Genomic DNA, 17,938 nt, shown 5'->3' on the forward strand with positions numbered 1-17,938 from the left:
AATGAGTCAATGAATTCTACTAAGGCATCAAATATAGCAAATAATCTCAGGACTCTCAAAACTGTAGCCTTTGAACACTATATGAATAATAATGACGGGACAAATATAAATAATAATATACTTAAACTTGATAAATATATTAACAGTGAAAAAATTTCATCGGGCGAGTCTCTTAGCGAGGGCTGTTATGGAATTTATGACGGTGAGAAAGATTCTTATTTTGTAGGCTATAAATTTGCTGATAACGAGGAATCAATCAAGAAAAAACTTAAATCACGGGCAAATGTTCTCGGTCTGAAATTTTCAGATAGTAACCCGGAGTCCGGCACTGGAGACAGCGTCGTTTGGCTCAAAGTCATGTAATCAAGAAAAATTTTTGTGAGTTAGCACCCTTTCTAGCAAAATTAGAGAGGGTGTTTATTTTTGCGCTGTTATATAATGTGTAGGAATAATTTATTTTATCTAGTGAAGGAATGATTTATTATGCAGTTCAGGCGGTTCGGAAATAAATTTTTTGTGAGAATGGACAGAGGCGAAGAAATTATTAAGACTCTTCAGGATTTCTGCGTTAAAGAAAGAATCACGCTCGCTGAAGTAAAAGCACTCGGCTCAATTGATGATTTTGAGGTCGCACTCTTTGATATTAACGATAAAAAATTTCACTCAAATAAATTTACATTTCCGGCAGAAATTGTGAATCTCTGGGGAACTATTACGACTAAAGAAGGCGAGATTTATTCACATATTCACATGAGCGCGGCAAATAAGGACGGTCAAGTTTTCGGCGGTCATTTAGTTAGTGCTGTTGTGTTTGCTACTTGTGAAATGATTATAGATGATATTTCCGAGGGCAATTCTAATAATTACGTCGTCGAACGCAAATTTAGTGACGAAGTAGGCATAAATTTATTTGAATTTCTTGATTAACTTGATTAATTTATGGACTCATTAACGGGACTTCTTACGCGCGGGGAATTTCACACACAGGCAGCAAATATAATCAACTCCGGCAAAAAATGGGCTGCTTTTGTCTGGCTGAATCTTGACAACTTCAAAATGTTTAATAGCAGATTCGGCTTTAATCACGGCGATAATTTACTGCGAGAAATTGCAAACGCCCTCACTGTCATATTTCCGAGTGATTTAATAGCGCGCTTCAATGATGATAATTTTGTGATTTTGACTGATTGGACAACAGCAGAGACTAATATAGAAAATATTCAAGCCTATATTTACGCAATACATCAAAATATAACTTTGAGACTTAGAGCCGGAATTTATCTCCCGTCAACGAGTTCGCAAAATGAAGACGTTAGAATCTCCTGCGACCGCGCAAAACTAGCCTGCGACAGTATACGCAAAAATCATAGTGTCAGCTCCTGCATGTTTCACGAGGGAATGAGCAAAGAATTAGCTTTGCAGCAATATATACTTGATAATTTAGATTATGCTATGAGACATGGATATATTAAGACTCTCTATCAGCCTATTGTGAGTCTCTCAAGCGGGCAAATCTGCGAGGTTGAGGCCTTAGCACGATGGAACAGCCCCGAACACGGTTTTATTTCGCCGTCTGACTTTATACCGACTCTTGAACAGTATAGAGAAATTCACAAAATCGATATTCATTCTTTAAAGCAAGTTTGCAGGGATTATAAAAATAGGCTTGACTCTGGCTTGAAAGTTTTGCCAGTCTCTATAAATTTATCGCGGCTTGACTTTGAACTCTGTGATATATATATCGAGACAGAAAAAATTTTAGAATCGTGTAACGTCCCTCCTGAAATGATCAGAATCGAAATCACAGAGAGCGCAAATGAAGACGACACGGCATTATTGAATCTCGGCATAGAAAAATTTAGAGCTTCAGGCCATGAAATTTGGATGGATGATTTCGGGGCGGGTTATTCGTCATTGAACGTGTTAAAAGATTATAATTTCGACACAGTAAAATTTGATATGGAATTCTTGAACGGCTTTGACATAAATAAATCTGACAAGGCAAAATATATTATCAGTTCGAGTCTCTCAATGGCTCGTTTAATGGGAATGAAGGCACTTGCTGAAGGTGTCGAGACCTCCGAACAGTTAGAATATTTGACATCAATAGGCTTTGACATGGCTCAGGGGTATTTATTCGGGAAGCCTATGACTTTAGACGAAATTTTTACACTTGAAAGGAGTTCGCAATAAATGAAATTCACAAAGATGCACGGCTGCGGGAATGATTATATTTATGTAGATTGTTTTCGCGAAAAAGTTATAAATCCTGAAGAACTAGCTATAAAAATTTCTGACAGGCATTTCGGAGTAGGCAGCGACGGACTTATTTTAATTCAACCTTCAGACAAGGCCGATGCTTTTATGCAGCTATATAATGCTGACGGATCAGCCGGGACAATGTGCGGAAATGGAATCAGGTGCACAGCAAAATTTATTTACGATCACGGCATTATTTCACCTGATAAGCGTAAAACTTTAATAGATACTCCGGCGGGCGTGAAAGAAATTGCTTTAACAGTCGAGAACGGCAGAGTCACGAGCGCAAGTGTTGACATGGGAATTGCTAAAATCACAAGCGAAATTCCGGAAAATATTATAGTTCATGACATGAATTTAAAATTTGTCGGAGCTTACACGGGAACAGAACACGCAGTATATTTTATTGAAGACAACCCCGAATTAATTAATATATTCAAGTGGCCTGATTCAAAATTTGCTGTAGAGGGCGATTATTTCGAGAAACATTCAAGATTCCCCCATCGTGTAAATTCTGAATTTATAGAGATTCTTTCACGCAAAGAAATAAACATGAGAGTCTACGAACGAGGCAGCGGGGAGACTCTGGCGTGCGGGACTGGTGCGGCTGCGGCTGCGTTTGCTGGCTTTAAAGCTGGAAAACTTGACTCTGATGTATTAGTTCACTTGAGGGGCGGCGACTTGAATATAAAAATTTGTCCCGATCATAAATGCATAATGACCGGCCCGGCCGTTGAAGTCTTCACAGGTGAATATATTGCAAATTAATAGTGTCTCGGCAAACAGCATATTAACTCGCTCAAATCTGCCAGTATCTGACTATTCAGCGAATCCATATATAGGCTGTGAACATGCCTGCAAATATTGTTACGCCTCATTCATGAAGAGATTCACGAATCACCCGGAAGAATGGGGCGAATTTGTTGATATAAAGACTTGGCCGGCCTTAAAAGCAAGCAAATATCACGGTAAAGAAATTTTTTTGTCGTCAGTAACTGATCCGTATCAGCCATTAGAAGCAAAATTTTGCCGAACTAAAAAATTATTAGAAGAATTACAGGGCAGCGGCGCAAAAATAAGCATTGCTACAAAGTCAGATTTAATATTGCGAGATTTAGATATAATCAAAACTTTTACGAATCCGCGAGTCTCATTCTCAATTAATACTCTTAATGAAGATTTCAGGGCTTCAATGGATAAGGCCGTAAGCATAGAAAGAAGACTAAACGCAATGAAAATTTTACATGATTCAGGAATCCGCACGACCTGTTTTATTTCGCCGATATTTCCGGGAATTACTGACGTTGAGGCAATTATTACGCGAGCTAAAAATATTTGTAATCTCGTTTGGCTGGAAAATTTGAATTTACGCGGAAATTATAAGCCCGTTATACTGAACTGGATTCACGAGAATAAACCCGAATTAGACTCGCTTTATCATGAAATTTATACAAAGAAAGATTTAACTTACTGGCACGAACTCGACGAGAGAATAAAATTTTTTGCGAATAATAACGGCCTTGAATATGTCAGGAACGATGACTCATTCAAGCGCAAATTTGACGAGCCGCCTATAATCGTTAATTATTTCTATCATGATGAGCTGCTCAGGAACAAGAAAAAATAATTTATAGTAAAATATATACAATAAAATTTTTAGCGAAAGAGGTTGTTAATAATGACAGATAATGAAAGATATGTGCGTGAAGAAGTATTTAATGAGAGTATGCGCAAGATTGACGAACGTTTTGCAAAGATTGACGAGCGATTCGCAAAAGTAGACGAGAGATTTAACGCTATAGAAAACCGTCTAGCTGATATGTCGGGCGAAATAAAATCAATCAATGCTCGTATTGAGGGCGTTATAGATACTTTTTCAGTGGCAATTAACGGCCTGAATTCCCGAATCGACGACATAAGGGACAGCCAAGCATACGGAGCAGCAAAATGGGGGATAATTGTAGCTTTCTTTGTCGGAATCGTTCAAGTAGCAACATCTGTAATTCTTCATTTCTGGAAATAATATAATAACAGAGTCGGAGATTCATAACCTGCCCCGACTCTGAGAGAATGAATTTATTTACATGCTTGTGCGATAACTTTTGCGGCTTTCACTAACAAATTTTCAGGAATATTTACAGGCGGCAATAATCTTAATTTATCCTTTGCAGTAGTACATAATACCCCGTTATTAATGCATTCCTGCGCGGCCTCTCTTGAAGGTCTTGACGGTTTGACTCCCAGCATTAAACCTATACCAGTCGGGTTAAAATCTGATAGAATCTCCCGCAAAATCTCTCCTTTTCGCGTTACTTCCTGCAATAAATCATCGTCTATGCGCGATAAAATATTACAAGCTCCCGCACAAATTGCCGGATTCCCCCCGAATGTCGAGCCGTGATCGCCGTGATTAAATACGTTTTGAACTTTCTCATTAAATAATGTCGCCCCTATAGGAAGCCCGCCGCCGAGTCCCTTTGCAACTGTTACAATATCAGGCTGGAATCCATAATGCTCATAAGCGAATAATTTACCAGTTCGGCCATTTCCTGTTTGAACCTCGTCAATTATAAGCAAAATATTTTTATCGTTCACAAATTTTTTTATTGCCTCGGCGTATTCATGAGTCAAAGGCACGACACCGCCTTCACCCTGTATGCATTCAATCATGATTGCTGCCAGCTTATTTTCTCGTGAAATTTTTTCGAGCTCGTCAATATCTCCCGCGTGGGCATATACGAATCCCGGCGTTAAAGGCTGATATAATTCGTGATAGTGTTCTTGACCAGTCGCAGCAAGAGTCGTTATTGTCCGACCGTGAAAGCTGTTCCATAGGGTAATAATATTAAAGTGTTCGGGACTCTTTGAGTCGGCTGCAAATTTTCTCGCGGCTTTAATTGCGCACTCGTTGGCTTCTGCTCCTGAATTGGAGAAAAATACTCGGCTCATTCCTGAACGTTCACAGAGCATTTTTGCAAGTTTCGCACAAGGTTCATTATAGTATAAATTAGAAGTGTGCTGAATTTTTCCTAACTGGGCAATAACAGCATTCCGCCATTCTTCATCAGCTGCCCCGAATAAATTAACGCCTATTCCGCTGCCCATGTCAATATATTCGCGGCCGTCTTCGTCATAAATTAATGAGTTCGAACCTGAAGCAATCTCAACTTCAAAACGGTTATAAGCATTGACTATAAAATTTTCATCAAGTGAACGAGTATTCATAAATATAATCACTCCGATAAAATAAATAAATAAATATAAATTTTCTATGCAATTATATAATAAATTTATCGCAAAAAAACGGCCTCCCCTGTATTTCTACAAAGAAGACCGCTCGAAAGGATGCATGACAAATAGATTTACATCAAGATTTATAGATAGACACCACGTAAAGCAACAATATCGGCGACTCGCTTAATTGCTGCGATGTAGGCAGATCGTCTCATAGTAACTTTTTTGTCCTGAGCATATTCCCAGACTCTATTAAAATTTTCTTTCATTAAATTAACGAGTCTCTCATTATATTCTGCTTCAGTCCAAGAATAGCCCTGTAAATTCTGCGCCCACTCAAAATAAGAACCTATAACGCCGCCGGAGTTTGCTAAGAAGTCAGGTACAACAATAACGCCTGCGTCCTTCAAAATCTCTTCACCCTCAGGAGTTGTAGGACTATTCGCGCCCTCAAGGATATATTTTGCTTTGACTTTATCAGCTGTGTCTTGATTAATAACGCCCTGTAATGCGCAAGGTAAAAGAAAATCGCAGTCAACTAATATTGCATCGTTAACGCCTAATTTTTCGCAGCCTTCTGACTCAAAGCCTTCAAGTTTGCGACCTCGTTGATGCGGGTCTCTATTTACGTACTCAAATGCTTTAGAGATATTAACGCCCCTAGGATTATAATATGTTCCTGTTGTGTCGCTTATTGCAACGATTGTAGCGCCTGCTTCTTCTAAGAATTTTGCTGCATAACTCGCGACATTTCCGAAACCGTGAACGGAAATTTTTAATTTTTCAGGATCAAGCCCCTTCAAGCGCATTAACTCAAACGCACAAGCAGCCAAGCCCCGCCCTGTTGCCTCAGTACGGCCTTTTGCGCCCCAGTAGTCGATGGGTTTTCCTGTCAACATAGCAGGCTCAAAGTGTCCGAGCATTTTACAAATTGTGTCCATGATCCAGACCATTTCTTGACCGCCTGTATACATATCGGGCGCGGGAATATCGCTCCAACGTCCGATAATGGGTGCGATTCTTGCTCCGAAAGTACGTGACATTCTTTCTTTTTCTCGGCGAGTCAATTTCGTGGGATCGCAGCAAATTCCGCCCTTGCCGCCGCCGTAGGGAATTCCCGCAAGTGAACATTTCCAAGTCATGATCATAGCGAGTCCTTCGCATTCGTCGCCGCTTACGTCAAGAGCATAACGTATACCGCCTTTTGACGGGCCCAAAGCTGTAGAGTGCTGAATTCTATATCCCTTGAAAACTTGAACGCTTCCGTCTTCCATTTCGACGGGTACAGAGACATCGAGTCTGCGTTCTGAGTAGCTTAACATTGATATTAAACTTTCGCTTAAGTGCATATCATCGGCCGCCGCATAGAAATCACGTAGAGCCGTATCGAGTAATAAGTTGTCGGATCTTCTCCGTTCAGTCATTAAATAACACCTTCAAATAGTTAGACAATTTTTAATTTTTTATTTAATAATTTAACGGTTGAGAATTTTACAAGGGTATTCTTATTTTGTCAAATCGTATTAGTAAACAAGTTTAAAAATTTTTTGTGTGAAATCTTGTTATTGCTTGTGTTATGAGAGATATAAAAATTTTTTGTGAGTTATATATTTGCCAGCGACAAATTACGGAGTGAGACGAGAAATTTATACATAAGCGAGTGAAAATTTTGCAGTAATTATTGAATGTATCAAATCAGCCCGATATTTTTGCTTGAGTCTCTCATGTGAAAGAGTAAATAATTTTGCGTAATTATCAAGCCAGCCCGATAATATTTACTGTGAAAAGTGTAAATGATTTATTATAATTTGCTTGAGTTCGCAGCTATAAAAATATTCCTGTGATAAAATTTGCTTGTAAATAAAAAATTTTAATGGAGCGTTTATAATGACAGAAGCAGCAAAAATTAATCACGACGCATTAAAGACTCTCAGGGACGATATAGAATGCAAGACAGGCTTTAAAATCGTGAAGATAGAAGACGGCCTCGCAGTTAGTGAGCTTGATTTACAAGAAGAACATTTTAACCCGTACGGAATACCATATGGCGGAGTCTTATTCACAATGGCTGATGATACATCGGGATTAGCTTTCATAAGTGCAGGAGGGAACGGCGTAACAGTAAACGGGCATGTTGATTATTTGCGGGGATCTAGGGACGCTCAAAAATTGATATGTACTGCAAAAGTGAGAAAAGCAGGCAGAAGGATTCATTATATAGACGCTGATATAGTGAATGAAAAGGGGCTAGACCTCTGCCGCTTCAAATTTGTATTCTTGAATCTTGACAGTTAAATAAATTATGCTGCTGAGTCGTTCATGATTTCAATAAAATCTCCGAGTCTTGTCTCGATTTGGCCGCTGTCAGTCTGTGAGAAATCAGTATCAAGCCTCAAATACGGCAAGTGTAAATCATTTTGCGCAAGAGTCATAGTGTTATATGCTTCAACGGCGAAAGTATGACAGCCCTGTAAAACTATTTCGATTATGCCGTCAACTTGATATTCTTTCACGAGCGATTTAATATCGTTGAATCTCTCATTATTTGGACTCATGACTGAGCAGTTAATCTTTAAATAACGTTCAGCAAGTGCCTTATAAGGGTCATTATTATTCTCGTCGACTAAAAATTTTTGAGTTCTAGGCCCAGCGCAGTTATCAGCACAAACATAATCGGCTCCGAGCTCTTCAAGACGCTTTATAACTTTATCGCGGACTCCGGCATTTGGGCAGCCAGTAATTAAGACTCTTGGCCGGTTTTCTGTATTATCGCGGACTCTTGATTTAAATTCTTGTGTGATTCTCTTAACTTTTGCGATTAAGTCATCATCAGTAAAATGAAAGTCAATACTTTCTGCCGCTGTGCTGAGTTCATAGCCTGACACGGGGGAGGGCTTAATTTTTGCGACCTCGTATAAATCTACTATTGCGCGGCGTAACTTGTTGCGATAAATAATAGCCTCGTGTAATTTTTCCGGAGTGATATTCACATTAAATAATTTCTCAAGAAAATTTGCGGCTCGTTTTATCTCAAGAGTAAAGGACTCTAAAGCTAATTCTTGATCCCTACCCTGCGGCAAATTCATGACGTGAACGGGCTTAATTAGATTCATGAGCTCATACATTTTCTTTTTCCCGTCGCAAGTTGTCTCGGCTAATATCCCATCAGAGAAATAAAAAAATGGGCATTGATCGCTGATAGCCATTCCGTAACTAGCTTTGATTAACGGGCATAAAGTTTTAGGGAGTCTTGTTTCAGCTTCGGGGATTCCCTGTTCACTCTTCCCGCAGAGTCCCACGGAAATAGCCCCGGCAGCGTTAATAATTTCTAGTGGAGTGTACGAACAAAAGCAGCCGATTACTTTTTTGCCGCTTTTCTTGGCCTCGTAAAGACTCATAAATGATTTCTTGCGTGATTCGTTGAAAGTCTCAAAATTTTTAGGTAGTGAAAGCATTAAAATTATTCCCCCTCGTTAAAATTCTTGCTTAAATCCTAAATGTGAATCATAAAACTTTCAATAATGAAATCATTATATATTTTCCTTATTCAATGCTCCAGTTTGCCCAGCGTTTTAACTCATATTGCTTGAGATTTCCGGATTCTATTTCATTTATGGCCGAGTCTATGCGAGCTAATAATTTTTCTTTGTGTGTGGGAATTCTGCCCTTAATCGGAAATAAATTCGTCTTGTGAGTCGCGTCCCATATCGTTGAAATATTTAATTGCGATAAAATTCCCCGGCCTTCTTTGAGAGCTTCAAAAGGCGGCATTCTGTGAAATTCATGACTTCTGACTTTTTCGACCAGTCCCGCGCCCTTGAATAATACAAGAGTTACGACTGTTAATTGAAACGGGTTAGCTTGATTTAATAAATTTATAGTGCCGCTGATATGACTCTCTGACATGTCAAGCCCGCCGAGTCCCAGCATTATATAACACGAATATTTTATATTTGCCTCGTCAAGCATTTGCATGGCCTGTAGATTTTGTGCGCTAGTTACTCCCTTATTGTGAAAATTTAAGACTTCATCAGAGCCGGACTCGATTCCTATACATAGTCTGTCAAAGCCTGAGTCATGCAAAATTTTCAGCTCGTCCTGAGTCTTTCGTGTAATATCATCAGCACGGGCAAAAGCTGAAATATATTCAAGCTCCGGAAAATGTGATTTAATAATACCTGCAATTTTTAGCAATTTATCAGGACTTAACACAAAAGGATTCCCGCCGGCAAGTAAAAATCTCTTGGCCGAGTTAATTTTTTGCTCGTGAATATAGCGCAATTTCTTAATATTTGACTCGATCTCGTCAAGTGAAAGCTCACGAAATTTTTTGCCCTGATTCAAATCGCAATACAGGCATTTATTATAGCTGCAACTTATAGTAACAGGAATCTGAATCGTATAAGCCTCAGCCATAGGGACATAATAATAAAATCCATATTCGCCGTAAATGTCGCGTTTGAACTCGTTAATCTGCTGAATTCTATTATTTGTCATGACTTAAGCGCGCAAAAAATTTTTATATTCGTCTAAGCTCATTAAATTATCAAGTTCTGAAATATTTTCAGGTTGAATCTCAATCAGCCAGCCGTCGCCGAATGGGTCACGATTTATAATTGCCGGAGAGTCTTTAACTGAGTCATTAACTTTCACAATAACGCCTGAAACTGGAGAAATTATTTCACTCACTGATTTAGTAGCCTCGATTGAGCCGAATGAGTCGCCCGCTCTTAAATGCGTATTAACCGGGCAAATTTCAACGTGAACAATATCGCCGAGTGATTTTTGCGAGTAGTCATCAATTCCGACTCTGACAAAATTATTTATTTTCGCTGCCCATTCGTTATTATTCGTGTAAAGTAAATCATTCTTGAATTCTAGCATTATTATATTCTCCTTTGAGTGTCCAGTTTGAATCTAAATATTTAGCGAGCATTAATTTATTTATATTATTATTTATCTCGCTCAAGTCTATATTATCACCAGCAAAAAATTTTATATATTCCCGTTTAAATATATCTTGTGAAATTCCGGAGCTATAACGCAAATTTTTATCAGGCAATAAATTATCACGTGAAATATTCGAGCTTGTATCATATTGCGAAAAAAATTTTAATGACTCTTGACCGCATATAATATCGCATAAAAGAGTCATAAATTCCCGAATGTTTATATCACGCTTTAAAAAATTTTTGAGATTCACAACTTTTTTTGCAGGATCTGAACGCCTCAAAACTTTATGAATAACTCTCAAGTCCGAGTCAAATAATAAAGTCCCATGATGTAACAAAATATTATTCCTGTGAAATTGTGCCATGCCCGAAAATTTATAATTATTCACTAACAAATCATTATGATTAAATTCAAGAGTGCCGTTAATGCCGATTTTCACGAGAGAGTTTATTATAATATCAGCAAAAAATTTCAGATTATATATTTTCCTGTCATGCAAGATAAAGCTGTAATTTACATTTCCTAAATCGTGATAGACTGCCCCGCCGCCTGAATTCCGCCTGACAATTTTTATATTATTCCCGCGCGCAAAATTTATATCAATCTCGTCATAAATATTATTAAATCGTCCGAGAATTACTGCCGGTTCATTCTGCCATAAAAAGAAGCAGCCTTCAAATTTAGATAACGCGCATAAATCGCAAAAAATTTCTTCACGAGCCAAATTAAACGCTGGATTATACATTATTCGCCGTCCGGTGCATCAGGGCGCATAATTCTTATAGTCTCGTCCTGAAACCAGTCATAAATTGTGCGTTTCTGTTCGTGCTGATTTCTTAATCTCTCAATGCTTGAGCCGAGAATATAAACGGGATTCACGGGATTAATTAAATCATGGCCGAATTTTCGCAGAGTCAGACTCAAATTTTCTAACTCGTTTTCTGTATCAGTGATAAAGGCTATTAAATTCCAGTCCTCGTTCTCGTCATGATCTATATCGAACCATCCGGGCAAAAATATCCGGCGCTGTTCAGTCAAGAAAATATGCAGCTTCCCTATAAACGGCAATAAATTTTTATAATCGCCTGAAACTTTCTGCACGAATAATCTATCAGCGTCAAGAAATTTATATTTGTCGCTCTCTAATTGCGGGTAATTCTTATAGTGATTAAAATCTGCGCGTGCCCTCATGACAAAATCAACGCACAAATTACCGTAATGCAAATTATTAACTCGTGCCCATTCGTCGAGCTTAATTTGTCCGGGAGCTTGAAATTTTCTAGCAGAGACTCCGACATTCGGGAAGTCAGCAAGAAATTTTTTTATTTCCTGAGAGTCCGGCCAAGCTGCTTTTACTCGTTCACCGTCAAAAATAAAATATTTATCGTCATTAAGGCACGGCATAATTTGAAAATTTTCGCGGATTGTGATTTCCTTAATGCCCCAGTCAGTTAAGAAGGCTTTATCCATTAATTGAGTCATTATATTTAGATCAAGCATTTCACGAGCTTTTGACTCATTTATTATAATTTCTCCGGGCGGAGTAATCGGCAAATATAAATCTTTCGCGGCTCCCTCACGAGTCTTTATGCCCTTTTCTGTGAGAATGTAAATATTATTAATTTGCTGTAAATCGTCTGATTCACATAAAATTTTCAGCCCGTCCGGATTCTCGCCGGCAAGTTTAATAGTTTCTTCGTTCCAACATGGCAATTCTTGAGTGAATAACAATAATAAATTTTCCATGACTATATAATAATATAAAAAATGGGAGCCGTGAATGACTCCCCTGAAAAATTTTCGCGTTAAATCTCGTCGGCTGATTTGATTTCTTTGACTTCAGCGACAACGCCCTTTTTAAGTGTAGCAAGTGCCGGCAACTTCCCAGCGAGTCCTAATTTTTCCGTCATTCTAGCATTTCTATAACCGTCAATAACAGGAATCTTGACTCCCTTTGCCTTTGCTGCATTCTCGACTGAATTAGAAAGTTTCACCTGCGACTCGTCAATGCTTGAATAGAAAAACGCTTTTACTTCTTCAGGCTCCAACAACGTAGCTTTTAAGTGCAATTGCTCATTAATATACGACGATGCGGCCATAGCTGCGACTGCTCCGTCTGCTGCTGCTGTGATAACTTGACGCAAATATTTGCTCCGAACATCGCCCGCCGCAAAAATTCCTTCTACTGAAGTCTCCATGTGATCATTTGTGATAATCCAGCCGCCCCGTTCAGCTTTAACGAGTCCGCGCACACACTCATCATCAGGCTCTTGCCCCACGAACATAAACACGCCTGACACTGCAAGATTTGAGATTTCGCCGGTCTTAACATTTTTGAGTACGAGATTTTCAACCATTCCGTCGCCCTCGATTTTCTCTACGACTGTGTTATAAACGGGTTCAATTTTAGGATTTGCGAGTGCCTGAGCGATTGCTGCCCTGTCTGCCCTGAACTCGTCGCGCCTGTGAATGATATAGACTTTTGACGCGAATTTTGTGAGATAGCCGCCCTCTTCAACTGCTGTGTTGCCGCCTCCTACTACTGCGACCTCTAAATCTTCAAAGAATGCGCCGTCACATACTGCACAGAAACTCACGCCCTGCCCGATGTGTTCCGCTTCACCCTCACAGCCTAATCTCTTAAAGTGTGCGCCGGTTGCTACGATAACTGCTTCAGCCTCGATCTCGTTTGCTTGGCCGCTCTTGTGAGTGATAATAACTTTCTTGTCGCCTCGTAATTCGACCTTGCTGTCGTCTACCATGCGGATTTCAGTGTTGAATTTCAGCGCGTGATTCTTGAGTAAATCACCGAGTTCCGGGCCTGTTGCATGAGCTACACCGGGGTAATTCTCGATTTCGTCAGTGATATTAATTTGTCCGCCAGTTGCTGCCTTCTCAAGAACTAAGACATCAAGACCAGCTCGACGACCATAAATAGCTGCGCTCATACCTGCGGGGCCTGCTCCAATAATTACTAATTCGTGTTTCTCCATTTTTAAATCAATACTTCCTTTCGTGTTTATACATATATTATATTAGCTATGTGCTTTATTTCGCTAATAAATTTATTGTCCCTGTACCTGCTTTGAATTCGCCGATAATTTGAGCGTGTTCAAAACCGGAATTTTTCGCGTGATTCAATAATTCCTGCGCTTTATTATCACTTACTGCCAGCAATAACCCGCCCGAAGTCTGAGCATCAAAGATTAAATCTAAATCCGAGCGTTTAATATTATCTGACGCATTAATAAATTTCTCAAAAGCTGCCTGATTTCTATACGCGCCTTCAGGAACGAGTCCCATATCCGCAAGTTCTCTCACTCCTGAAATAGCGGGCAATTTCTCAACGAATAAATCACAGTCAAGATTATTGCTTACCATGTCGGCCAAGTGCCCGGCAAGCCCGAATCCTGTAACGTCCGTTGCTGCGTGAATATTTGCGTGTAAATCATCATTTAAATTCAACATGTTTAATTTTTTCATGCTTGAGACTGCTTCAATGCGGGTTAATTCATTCTCTATCATGTCGGCTTTTATTGCAGTTATAGCGATTCCCGTGCCTAGCTGCTTAGTTAATATTAACTTGTCGCCGGGTTTTGCTCCGATTGTGCGCCATAATTTATTCTTCTCGACTTCTCCATAAACTACAAGGCCGTATTTAGGTTCATCATCTTGAACGCTATGACCGCCCACTAAGAAAGCATTTGACGATCTGACACGTTCAAAGCCTCCTTCTAAAATTTTGCTCAATACTTCAAGCTCTAAATATTTAGTCGGGAAGCAAACGACATTTAACGCGACAATTGGACGGCCTCCCATAGCAAAAATATCACTGATTGAATTTGCCGCCGCAATTTGTCCCCATGTGAAAGAGTCATCTACAACCGGAGTAATAAAATCTATTGTCAGAATGCCGAGCCGGTTAGAGTCAAGCTCAAAAACTGCTGCGTCCTCGCTGCCGTCCCATGATGCAAGAATTCTATCACCGTAGACTCTGGGAATTCCCGATAAAACTTTTTGAAGATCCGCCGGACCTATTTTTGCCGCTCACCCGCTTGAGTGCGATAATTCCGTGAGTCGCTTTTTACCGATTTGGCTATTATCACAGCACGACACGATAATCACCTGCCCTGCGTGTAAAACCTTTAGAGTCAAAATATTCAAGAATAGGCAAAATAAATTTTCTTGTGCTTCCTGTTGAGTCTCTTACTTGTGCGAGCGTAAATTTTTCGCCGAAAGTTTTTATAATTTCTCGTAATTCGCGCTCCAAATCTGCAATTAATATATAACCTTCAGGAATCAAAGCAAGTTCTCCAGTGTTGCGCATTGCCTGAATCAATTTCGTGAATGATTTATCGGGTAATTTAATTTCGCGCTTTAACTCGTCAAGCGTTATCAACTGCCATTTATGAGCCATGCAAATTTTCTTGATTAATTCTTTATTTCGCGTAAAAGTCTCGTCATTCTCAGGCACAAAATCAGGAAGACGCAATTTATTATTATTTTCCTGAACGATTAAATTTTTATTGACAGCTAGATTTATTAATGATCTCGAAAAATTAAGGCTCTCTAATGGAATCCCCGACTCTGAAGTAAATTGCTTGTGATAGTCTCTAACAGCTTTCACTAATGAGTCTAAAAGCTCACTGCAATATTTCAGCGATAAATAATTATTATCAAGTTCGATTATCTGCCCGGAGTCAATTAATTTTTTCGCGAGTTTCTCGACATTTTCCGGCGTGTCTTGAATAATTTGCACAGAATTAATTTTGTCGATATTGCCGGACTCGTTTATTAAATATTCAAGCCTCTTGACTGGGTCATTATTTGACTCGATTAAATTATTTATGCGTTCTAAGATTTTCGCGCGGCTTGCTGCTCCCCTCGGCTTATAAGAATATGGATAAATTATTTCTCCGCCTCCTATTGTGATTAATGGACTGTAGAATCTCATTATAAATCGCTGGCCAAATGTGCAGACAATAGGCTCTTCAAGGACTAATTGAACAGGCTGGGATTCTCCGGGGGCGACTTGTTTAGAATTCAATAAAGATACACGCGCTAATACTTCAGAAGTTCCTGTACAAATATGAACGCGCTGCCAATGCTTTAAAGGCTCACTTACTGAATCTAAAATTTTTATGACTGCCTCAAAACATCGTGTAGGCTTGAATATACCTTTTTGACAGACAACATCACCGCGAGTAATTTCGTCTATGTCGATTCCAGCAAGATTCGCCGCGACTCTTTGGCCTGCAAATGCTTCATTGACGCTCTGACTGTGAACTTGAAGAGTCCTGATTCTGCCTTCACGCCCTGAAGGTAATATTTCTATTTTGTCGCCCGGCCTTGCTGTTCCGTGATAAGCTGTACCAGTTATGACAGTCCCGAATCCCGATATAACAAATGCCCTGTCAACTGGCAGGAAAAAAGCTCCGTTTCTTGGCCTGACTTTGACTCGGTCAATTAAAATTTTTATCTCATTGCGCAATAAATCTAAATTTTCACCTGTAACGCTTGAGACTGGTATAATCGCCTTATTCTCTAAGAAAGTCCCCCGCACGAATTCTTTAACGTCATCAATAACTAAATCTAACAGCCCGGCCTCGTCCTGAATCCTGTCAATTTTCGTAACTGCTATTAATCCCTCGTGAACGCCTAATAATTCCATGATAGCTAAATGTTCACGAGTCTGAGGCATAATGCTTTCATCAGCAGCAACAACAAGCAAAGCCGCATCAATTCCCGACGCTCCGGCGACCATTTGACGGATAAATTTTTCATGCCCGGGAACGTCTATAACGCTTATGATTCGGCCGTCATCTAATTTCAACGGTGCAAAGCCTAATTCTATAGTGATTCCGCGGCGTTTTTCTTCGAGTAATCTATCACAATTTATGCCGGTCAACGCGTTAATTAATGCCGTCTTGCCGTGATCTATATGGCCTGCAGTGCCTATTACTAACGAAATTTCAGACATTTATGACACCTTCAAGCGATTTAATAATTATTTCGTCGTCGCCTTCCTGCAAAGTCCTGACGTGTAAAACAATCTCATCATCACGAGCACCGCACAAAATCGGAATCTCTAAGCCCCGCAATAATTTCTGAATATAACCGGCACTAAAATTTTTATGCTTGACAGCAACTCCATAGCCCGATAATTTTATTTCAGGACATGAACCGCCCCCGGCTGCGTCTTCTATTTCGATTACGTGAATATTTGCGTTAATTTTCTGCGATAACTTTTCTGCTAATAAATCAGCTCGTGATTTCAAGATTTCGGGACTTAAGCGCAACATTTTCAACGTGGGAATCTCGTCATATAATCCGCGTGAATAAAGCCTCATAGTTGACTCAAAACCTGCCAAAGTAACTTTATCGACTCTTAATGCGCGCGCTAAAGGGTATTTCTTGAGAGAGTCAATTAATTTTTTCCTGCCTACAATGCCGCCTATTTGAGGGCCTCCTAAAATTTTATCGCCTGAAAAAGTTACAATATCCGCGCCCTGTTCGAGACATGATTTAATGCTGATTTCGCCGGAATTTGCAGGAAGATTTATTATTTCAGGATCAAGAATTAACCCGCTGCCTGCATCTTCCATGAAGATTAAATTTTTCTCGTGTGCAAGTTTAGCGAGTTCTTTACGTTCCGGGGCAGTTGTAAAGCCTTCTATTCTGAAATTTGACGGGTGGACTTTGAGAAGCATTCTAGTATTTTCCGTTATAGCATTCTCATAATCAAATAAATGTGTGCGATTTGTCGTGCCAGTCTCGATTAAATTTGCGCCGCTTAACTGCATAATATCAGGAATCCTGAACGAGCCGCCTATTTCTACGAGTTCACCGCGTGAGACAATGACATCAAAATTTTTTGCGAGTGCGCTCAATGCCAGCAAGACAGCCCCGGCGTTATTATTTACTACGAGTGCAGACTCTGCTCCAGTGAGTGCGCATAATAGATCTTCAACGTGTGAATTTCTTTGACCTCGCGCGCCCGCTTTTAAATCATATTCTAAATTTGAATAACTTGACGCTATTTGACTCATAGATTTTACTGCTTCATTTGCTATTAATGAACGCCCTAAATTTGTGTGAATTATGACTCCTGCTGCATTAATAACGCGTTTCAAGCTGGGACTCAAGGCATAAGCAAACGACTTCAAGCAAGAATCCTTAAACGAGTCCGGCGAAAAAATGAACTCGTCATCATGTAAAATTTTTTGTCTAATTTGTGATAATTCCTGATTGATTATGCGTTTGACTCTGATTCGGCCAAGAGACTCGAGCCACGATTGAACCCAGTCAGAATTTAATATTATATCCATAGCCGGAATAGATTTTAATTTTTCTCGCTGCCCATTGTCGGACACTTAAAACACGCTCCCACTTTATATAAATATTGCGATTATAATATCATGTTTATTCAGCGCGTAAATCACAAAAAATTTATTGATTATATAATGCCGTCCCGCTAACCCCCACCCAATCC

Annotated in this window: 18 protein-coding genes; 7 read left to right on the forward strand and 11 right to left on the reverse strand. The window is 39.5% G+C overall.

All coding sequences use genetic code 11. The features are described 5' to 3' along the window. The 6 genes from IJS99_00725 to IJS99_00750 form a co-directional block, all read left to right on the forward strand. On the forward strand, nucleotides 1–363 hold a 363-nt coding region (locus tag IJS99_00725; GenBank protein MBQ7560343.1), incomplete at its 5' end, for a hypothetical protein. 120 nt (nucleotides 364–483) lie between these two features. Next, the gene (locus IJS99_00730; protein MBQ7560344.1) at nucleotides 484–927 is read left to right on the forward strand and encodes a DNA-binding protein; all 444 of its coding nucleotides are present in this window, start codon (nucleotides 484–486) and stop codon (nucleotides 925–927) included. A 12-nt stretch (nucleotides 928–939) separates the two neighbouring features. After that, nucleotides 940–2,193 (forward strand): EAL domain-containing protein, encoded by a 1,254-nt coding sequence (locus IJS99_00735; GenBank protein MBQ7560345.1) that lies wholly within the window; start codon nucleotides 940–942, stop codon nucleotides 2,191–2,193. Next, a complete protein-coding gene (locus tag IJS99_00740) occupies nucleotides 2,194–3,027 on the forward strand; it encodes a diaminopimelate epimerase (protein MBQ7560346.1) in 834 nt (277 codons plus the stop codon). After that, entirely contained in the window at nucleotides 3,008–3,886 is an 879-nt protein-coding gene (locus tag IJS99_00745) for a radical SAM protein (protein ID MBQ7560347.1), read from the forward strand. Before IJS99_00740 ends, IJS99_00745 begins: the two co-directional genes overlap by 20 nt. Nucleotides 3,887–3,937: 51 nt before the next feature. Then, on the forward strand, nucleotides 3,938–4,282 hold the full coding sequence (locus tag IJS99_00750) for a hypothetical protein (protein ID MBQ7560348.1): 345 nt from the start codon (nucleotides 3,938–3,940) through the stop codon (nucleotides 4,280–4,282). A 53-nt stretch (nucleotides 4,283–4,335) separates the two neighbouring features. Here IJS99_00750 and IJS99_00755 read toward each other — a convergent pair whose 3' ends face one another. Then, nucleotides 4,336–5,484 (reverse strand): acetylornithine/succinylornithine family transaminase, encoded by a 1,149-nt coding sequence (locus IJS99_00755; protein ID MBQ7560349.1) that lies wholly within the window; start codon nucleotides 5,482–5,484, stop codon nucleotides 4,336–4,338. 149 nt (nucleotides 5,485–5,633) lie between these two features. Next, nucleotides 5,634–6,917 (reverse strand): Glu/Leu/Phe/Val dehydrogenase, encoded by a 1,284-nt coding sequence (locus IJS99_00760; protein MBQ7560350.1) that lies wholly within the window; start codon nucleotides 6,915–6,917, stop codon nucleotides 5,634–5,636. A gap of 463 nt (nucleotides 6,918–7,380) precedes the next feature. Here IJS99_00760 and IJS99_00765 point away from each other — a divergent pair, with 463 nt between their 5' ends. Beyond that, nucleotides 7,381–7,788: a PaaI family thioesterase gene (locus IJS99_00765; protein ID MBQ7560351.1), complete on the forward strand. Its 408-nt coding sequence runs from the start codon at nucleotides 7,381–7,383 to the stop codon at nucleotides 7,786–7,788. A 5-nt stretch (nucleotides 7,789–7,793) separates the two neighbouring features. Here IJS99_00765 and IJS99_00770 read toward each other — a convergent pair whose 3' ends face one another. From IJS99_00770 to IJS99_00810, 9 genes are all read right to left on the reverse strand, one after another. Next, the gene (locus tag IJS99_00770) at nucleotides 7,794–8,948 is read right to left on the reverse strand and encodes a 2-hydroxyacyl-CoA dehydratase (GenBank protein MBQ7560352.1); all 1,155 of its coding nucleotides are present in this window, start codon (nucleotides 8,946–8,948) and stop codon (nucleotides 7,794–7,796) included. A gap of 88 nt (nucleotides 8,949–9,036) precedes the next feature. After that, entirely contained in the window at nucleotides 9,037–9,990 is a 954-nt protein-coding gene (locus IJS99_00775; GenBank protein MBQ7560353.1) for a radical SAM protein, read from the reverse strand. A 3-nt stretch (nucleotides 9,991–9,993) separates the two neighbouring features. Continuing rightward, nucleotides 9,994–10,377 carry a glycine cleavage system protein GcvH gene (gcvH, locus tag IJS99_00780; protein MBQ7560354.1) on the reverse strand — a complete coding sequence of 128 codons (384 nt, stop codon included), beginning with the start codon at nucleotides 10,375–10,377 and terminating at the stop codon, nucleotides 9,994–9,996. After that, nucleotides 10,358–11,191 carry a lipoate--protein ligase family protein gene (locus IJS99_00785; protein ID MBQ7560355.1) on the reverse strand — a complete coding sequence of 278 codons (834 nt, stop codon included), beginning with the start codon at nucleotides 11,189–11,191 and terminating at the stop codon, nucleotides 10,358–10,360. Before IJS99_00785 ends, gcvH begins: the two co-directional genes overlap by 20 nt. Continuing rightward, nucleotides 11,191–12,177 (reverse strand): hypothetical protein, encoded by a 987-nt coding sequence (locus IJS99_00790; GenBank protein ID MBQ7560356.1) that lies wholly within the window; start codon nucleotides 12,175–12,177, stop codon nucleotides 11,191–11,193. The genes IJS99_00785 and IJS99_00790 overlap by 1 nt, the downstream gene beginning before the upstream one ends. A 74-nt stretch (nucleotides 12,178–12,251) precedes the next feature. Beyond that, on the reverse strand, nucleotides 12,252–13,439 hold the full coding sequence (gene trxB / locus IJS99_00795) for a thioredoxin-disulfide reductase (protein ID MBQ7560357.1): 1,188 nt from the start codon (nucleotides 13,437–13,439) through the stop codon (nucleotides 12,252–12,254). A gap of 55 nt (nucleotides 13,440–13,494) precedes the next feature. Next, the gene (selD, locus tag IJS99_00800; GenBank protein MBQ7560358.1) at nucleotides 13,495–14,538 is read right to left on the reverse strand and encodes a selenide, water dikinase SelD; all 1,044 of its coding nucleotides are present in this window, start codon (nucleotides 14,536–14,538) and stop codon (nucleotides 13,495–13,497) included. Between the two features lie 10 nt (nucleotides 14,539–14,548). Further along, the gene (gene selB, locus IJS99_00805) at nucleotides 14,549–16,426 is read right to left on the reverse strand and encodes a selenocysteine-specific translation elongation factor (protein ID MBQ7560359.1); all 1,878 of its coding nucleotides are present in this window, start codon (nucleotides 16,424–16,426) and stop codon (nucleotides 14,549–14,551) included. After that, the gene (locus IJS99_00810; GenBank protein MBQ7560360.1) at nucleotides 16,419–17,774 is read right to left on the reverse strand and encodes an L-seryl-tRNA(Sec) selenium transferase; all 1,356 of its coding nucleotides are present in this window, start codon (nucleotides 17,772–17,774) and stop codon (nucleotides 16,419–16,421) included. Before IJS99_00810 ends, selB begins: the two co-directional genes overlap by 8 nt. Between the last annotated feature and the right edge of the window lie 164 nt (nucleotides 17,775–17,938).

The sequence above is a fragment of the Synergistaceae bacterium genome (assembly GCA_017444345.1).
In the GTDB taxonomy this organism is placed as follows: domain Bacteria; phylum Synergistota; class Synergistia; order Synergistales; family Aminobacteriaceae; genus JAFUXM01.

Excerpts from the sequence above, each read along its gene's own strand:
- IJS99_00750 (MBQ7560348.1), top strand. The coding sequence starts at position 3,938 with ATGACAGATAATGAAAGATATGTGCGTGAAGAAGTATTTAATGAGAGT.
- IJS99_00730 (MBQ7560344.1), top strand. The coding sequence starts at position 484 with ATGCAGTTCAGGCGGTTCGGAAATAAATTTTTTGTGAGAATGGACAGA.
- IJS99_00740 (MBQ7560346.1), top strand. The coding sequence starts at position 2,194 with ATGAAATTCACAAAGATGCACGGCTGCGGGAATGATTATATTTATGTA.
- IJS99_00765 (MBQ7560351.1), top strand. The coding sequence starts at position 7,381 with ATGACAGAAGCAGCAAAAATTAATCACGACGCATTAAAGACTCTCAGG.
- gcvH (MBQ7560354.1), bottom strand. The coding sequence starts at position 10,377 with ATGCTAGAATTCAAGAATGATTTACTTTACACGAATAATAACGAATGG.
- IJS99_00770 (MBQ7560352.1), bottom strand. The coding sequence starts at position 8,948 with ATGCTTTCACTACCTAAAAATTTTGAGACTTTCAACGAATCACGCAAG.
- IJS99_00755 (MBQ7560349.1), bottom strand. The coding sequence starts at position 5,484 with ATGAATACTCGTTCACTTGATGAAAATTTTATAGTCAATGCTTATAAC.
- IJS99_00760 (MBQ7560350.1), bottom strand. The coding sequence starts at position 6,917 with ATGACTGAACGGAGAAGATCCGACAACTTATTACTCGATACGGCTCTA.
- IJS99_00735 (MBQ7560345.1), top strand. The coding sequence starts at position 940 with ATGGACTCATTAACGGGACTTCTTACGCGCGGGGAATTTCACACACAG.
- trxB (MBQ7560357.1), bottom strand. The coding sequence starts at position 13,439 with ATGGAGAAACACGAATTAGTAATTATTGGAGCAGGCCCCGCAGGTATG.
- selB (MBQ7560359.1), bottom strand. The coding sequence starts at position 16,426 with ATGTCTGAAATTTCGTTAGTAATAGGCACTGCAGGCCATATAGATCAC.
- IJS99_00785 (MBQ7560355.1), bottom strand. The coding sequence starts at position 11,191 with ATGTATAATCCAGCGTTTAATTTGGCTCGTGAAGAAATTTTTTGCGAT.
- IJS99_00810 (MBQ7560360.1), bottom strand. The coding sequence starts at position 17,774 with ATGGATATAATATTAAATTCTGACTGGGTTCAATCGTGGCTCGAGTCT.
- IJS99_00775 (MBQ7560353.1), bottom strand. The coding sequence starts at position 9,990 with ATGACAAATAATAGAATTCAGCAGATTAACGAGTTCAAACGCGACATT.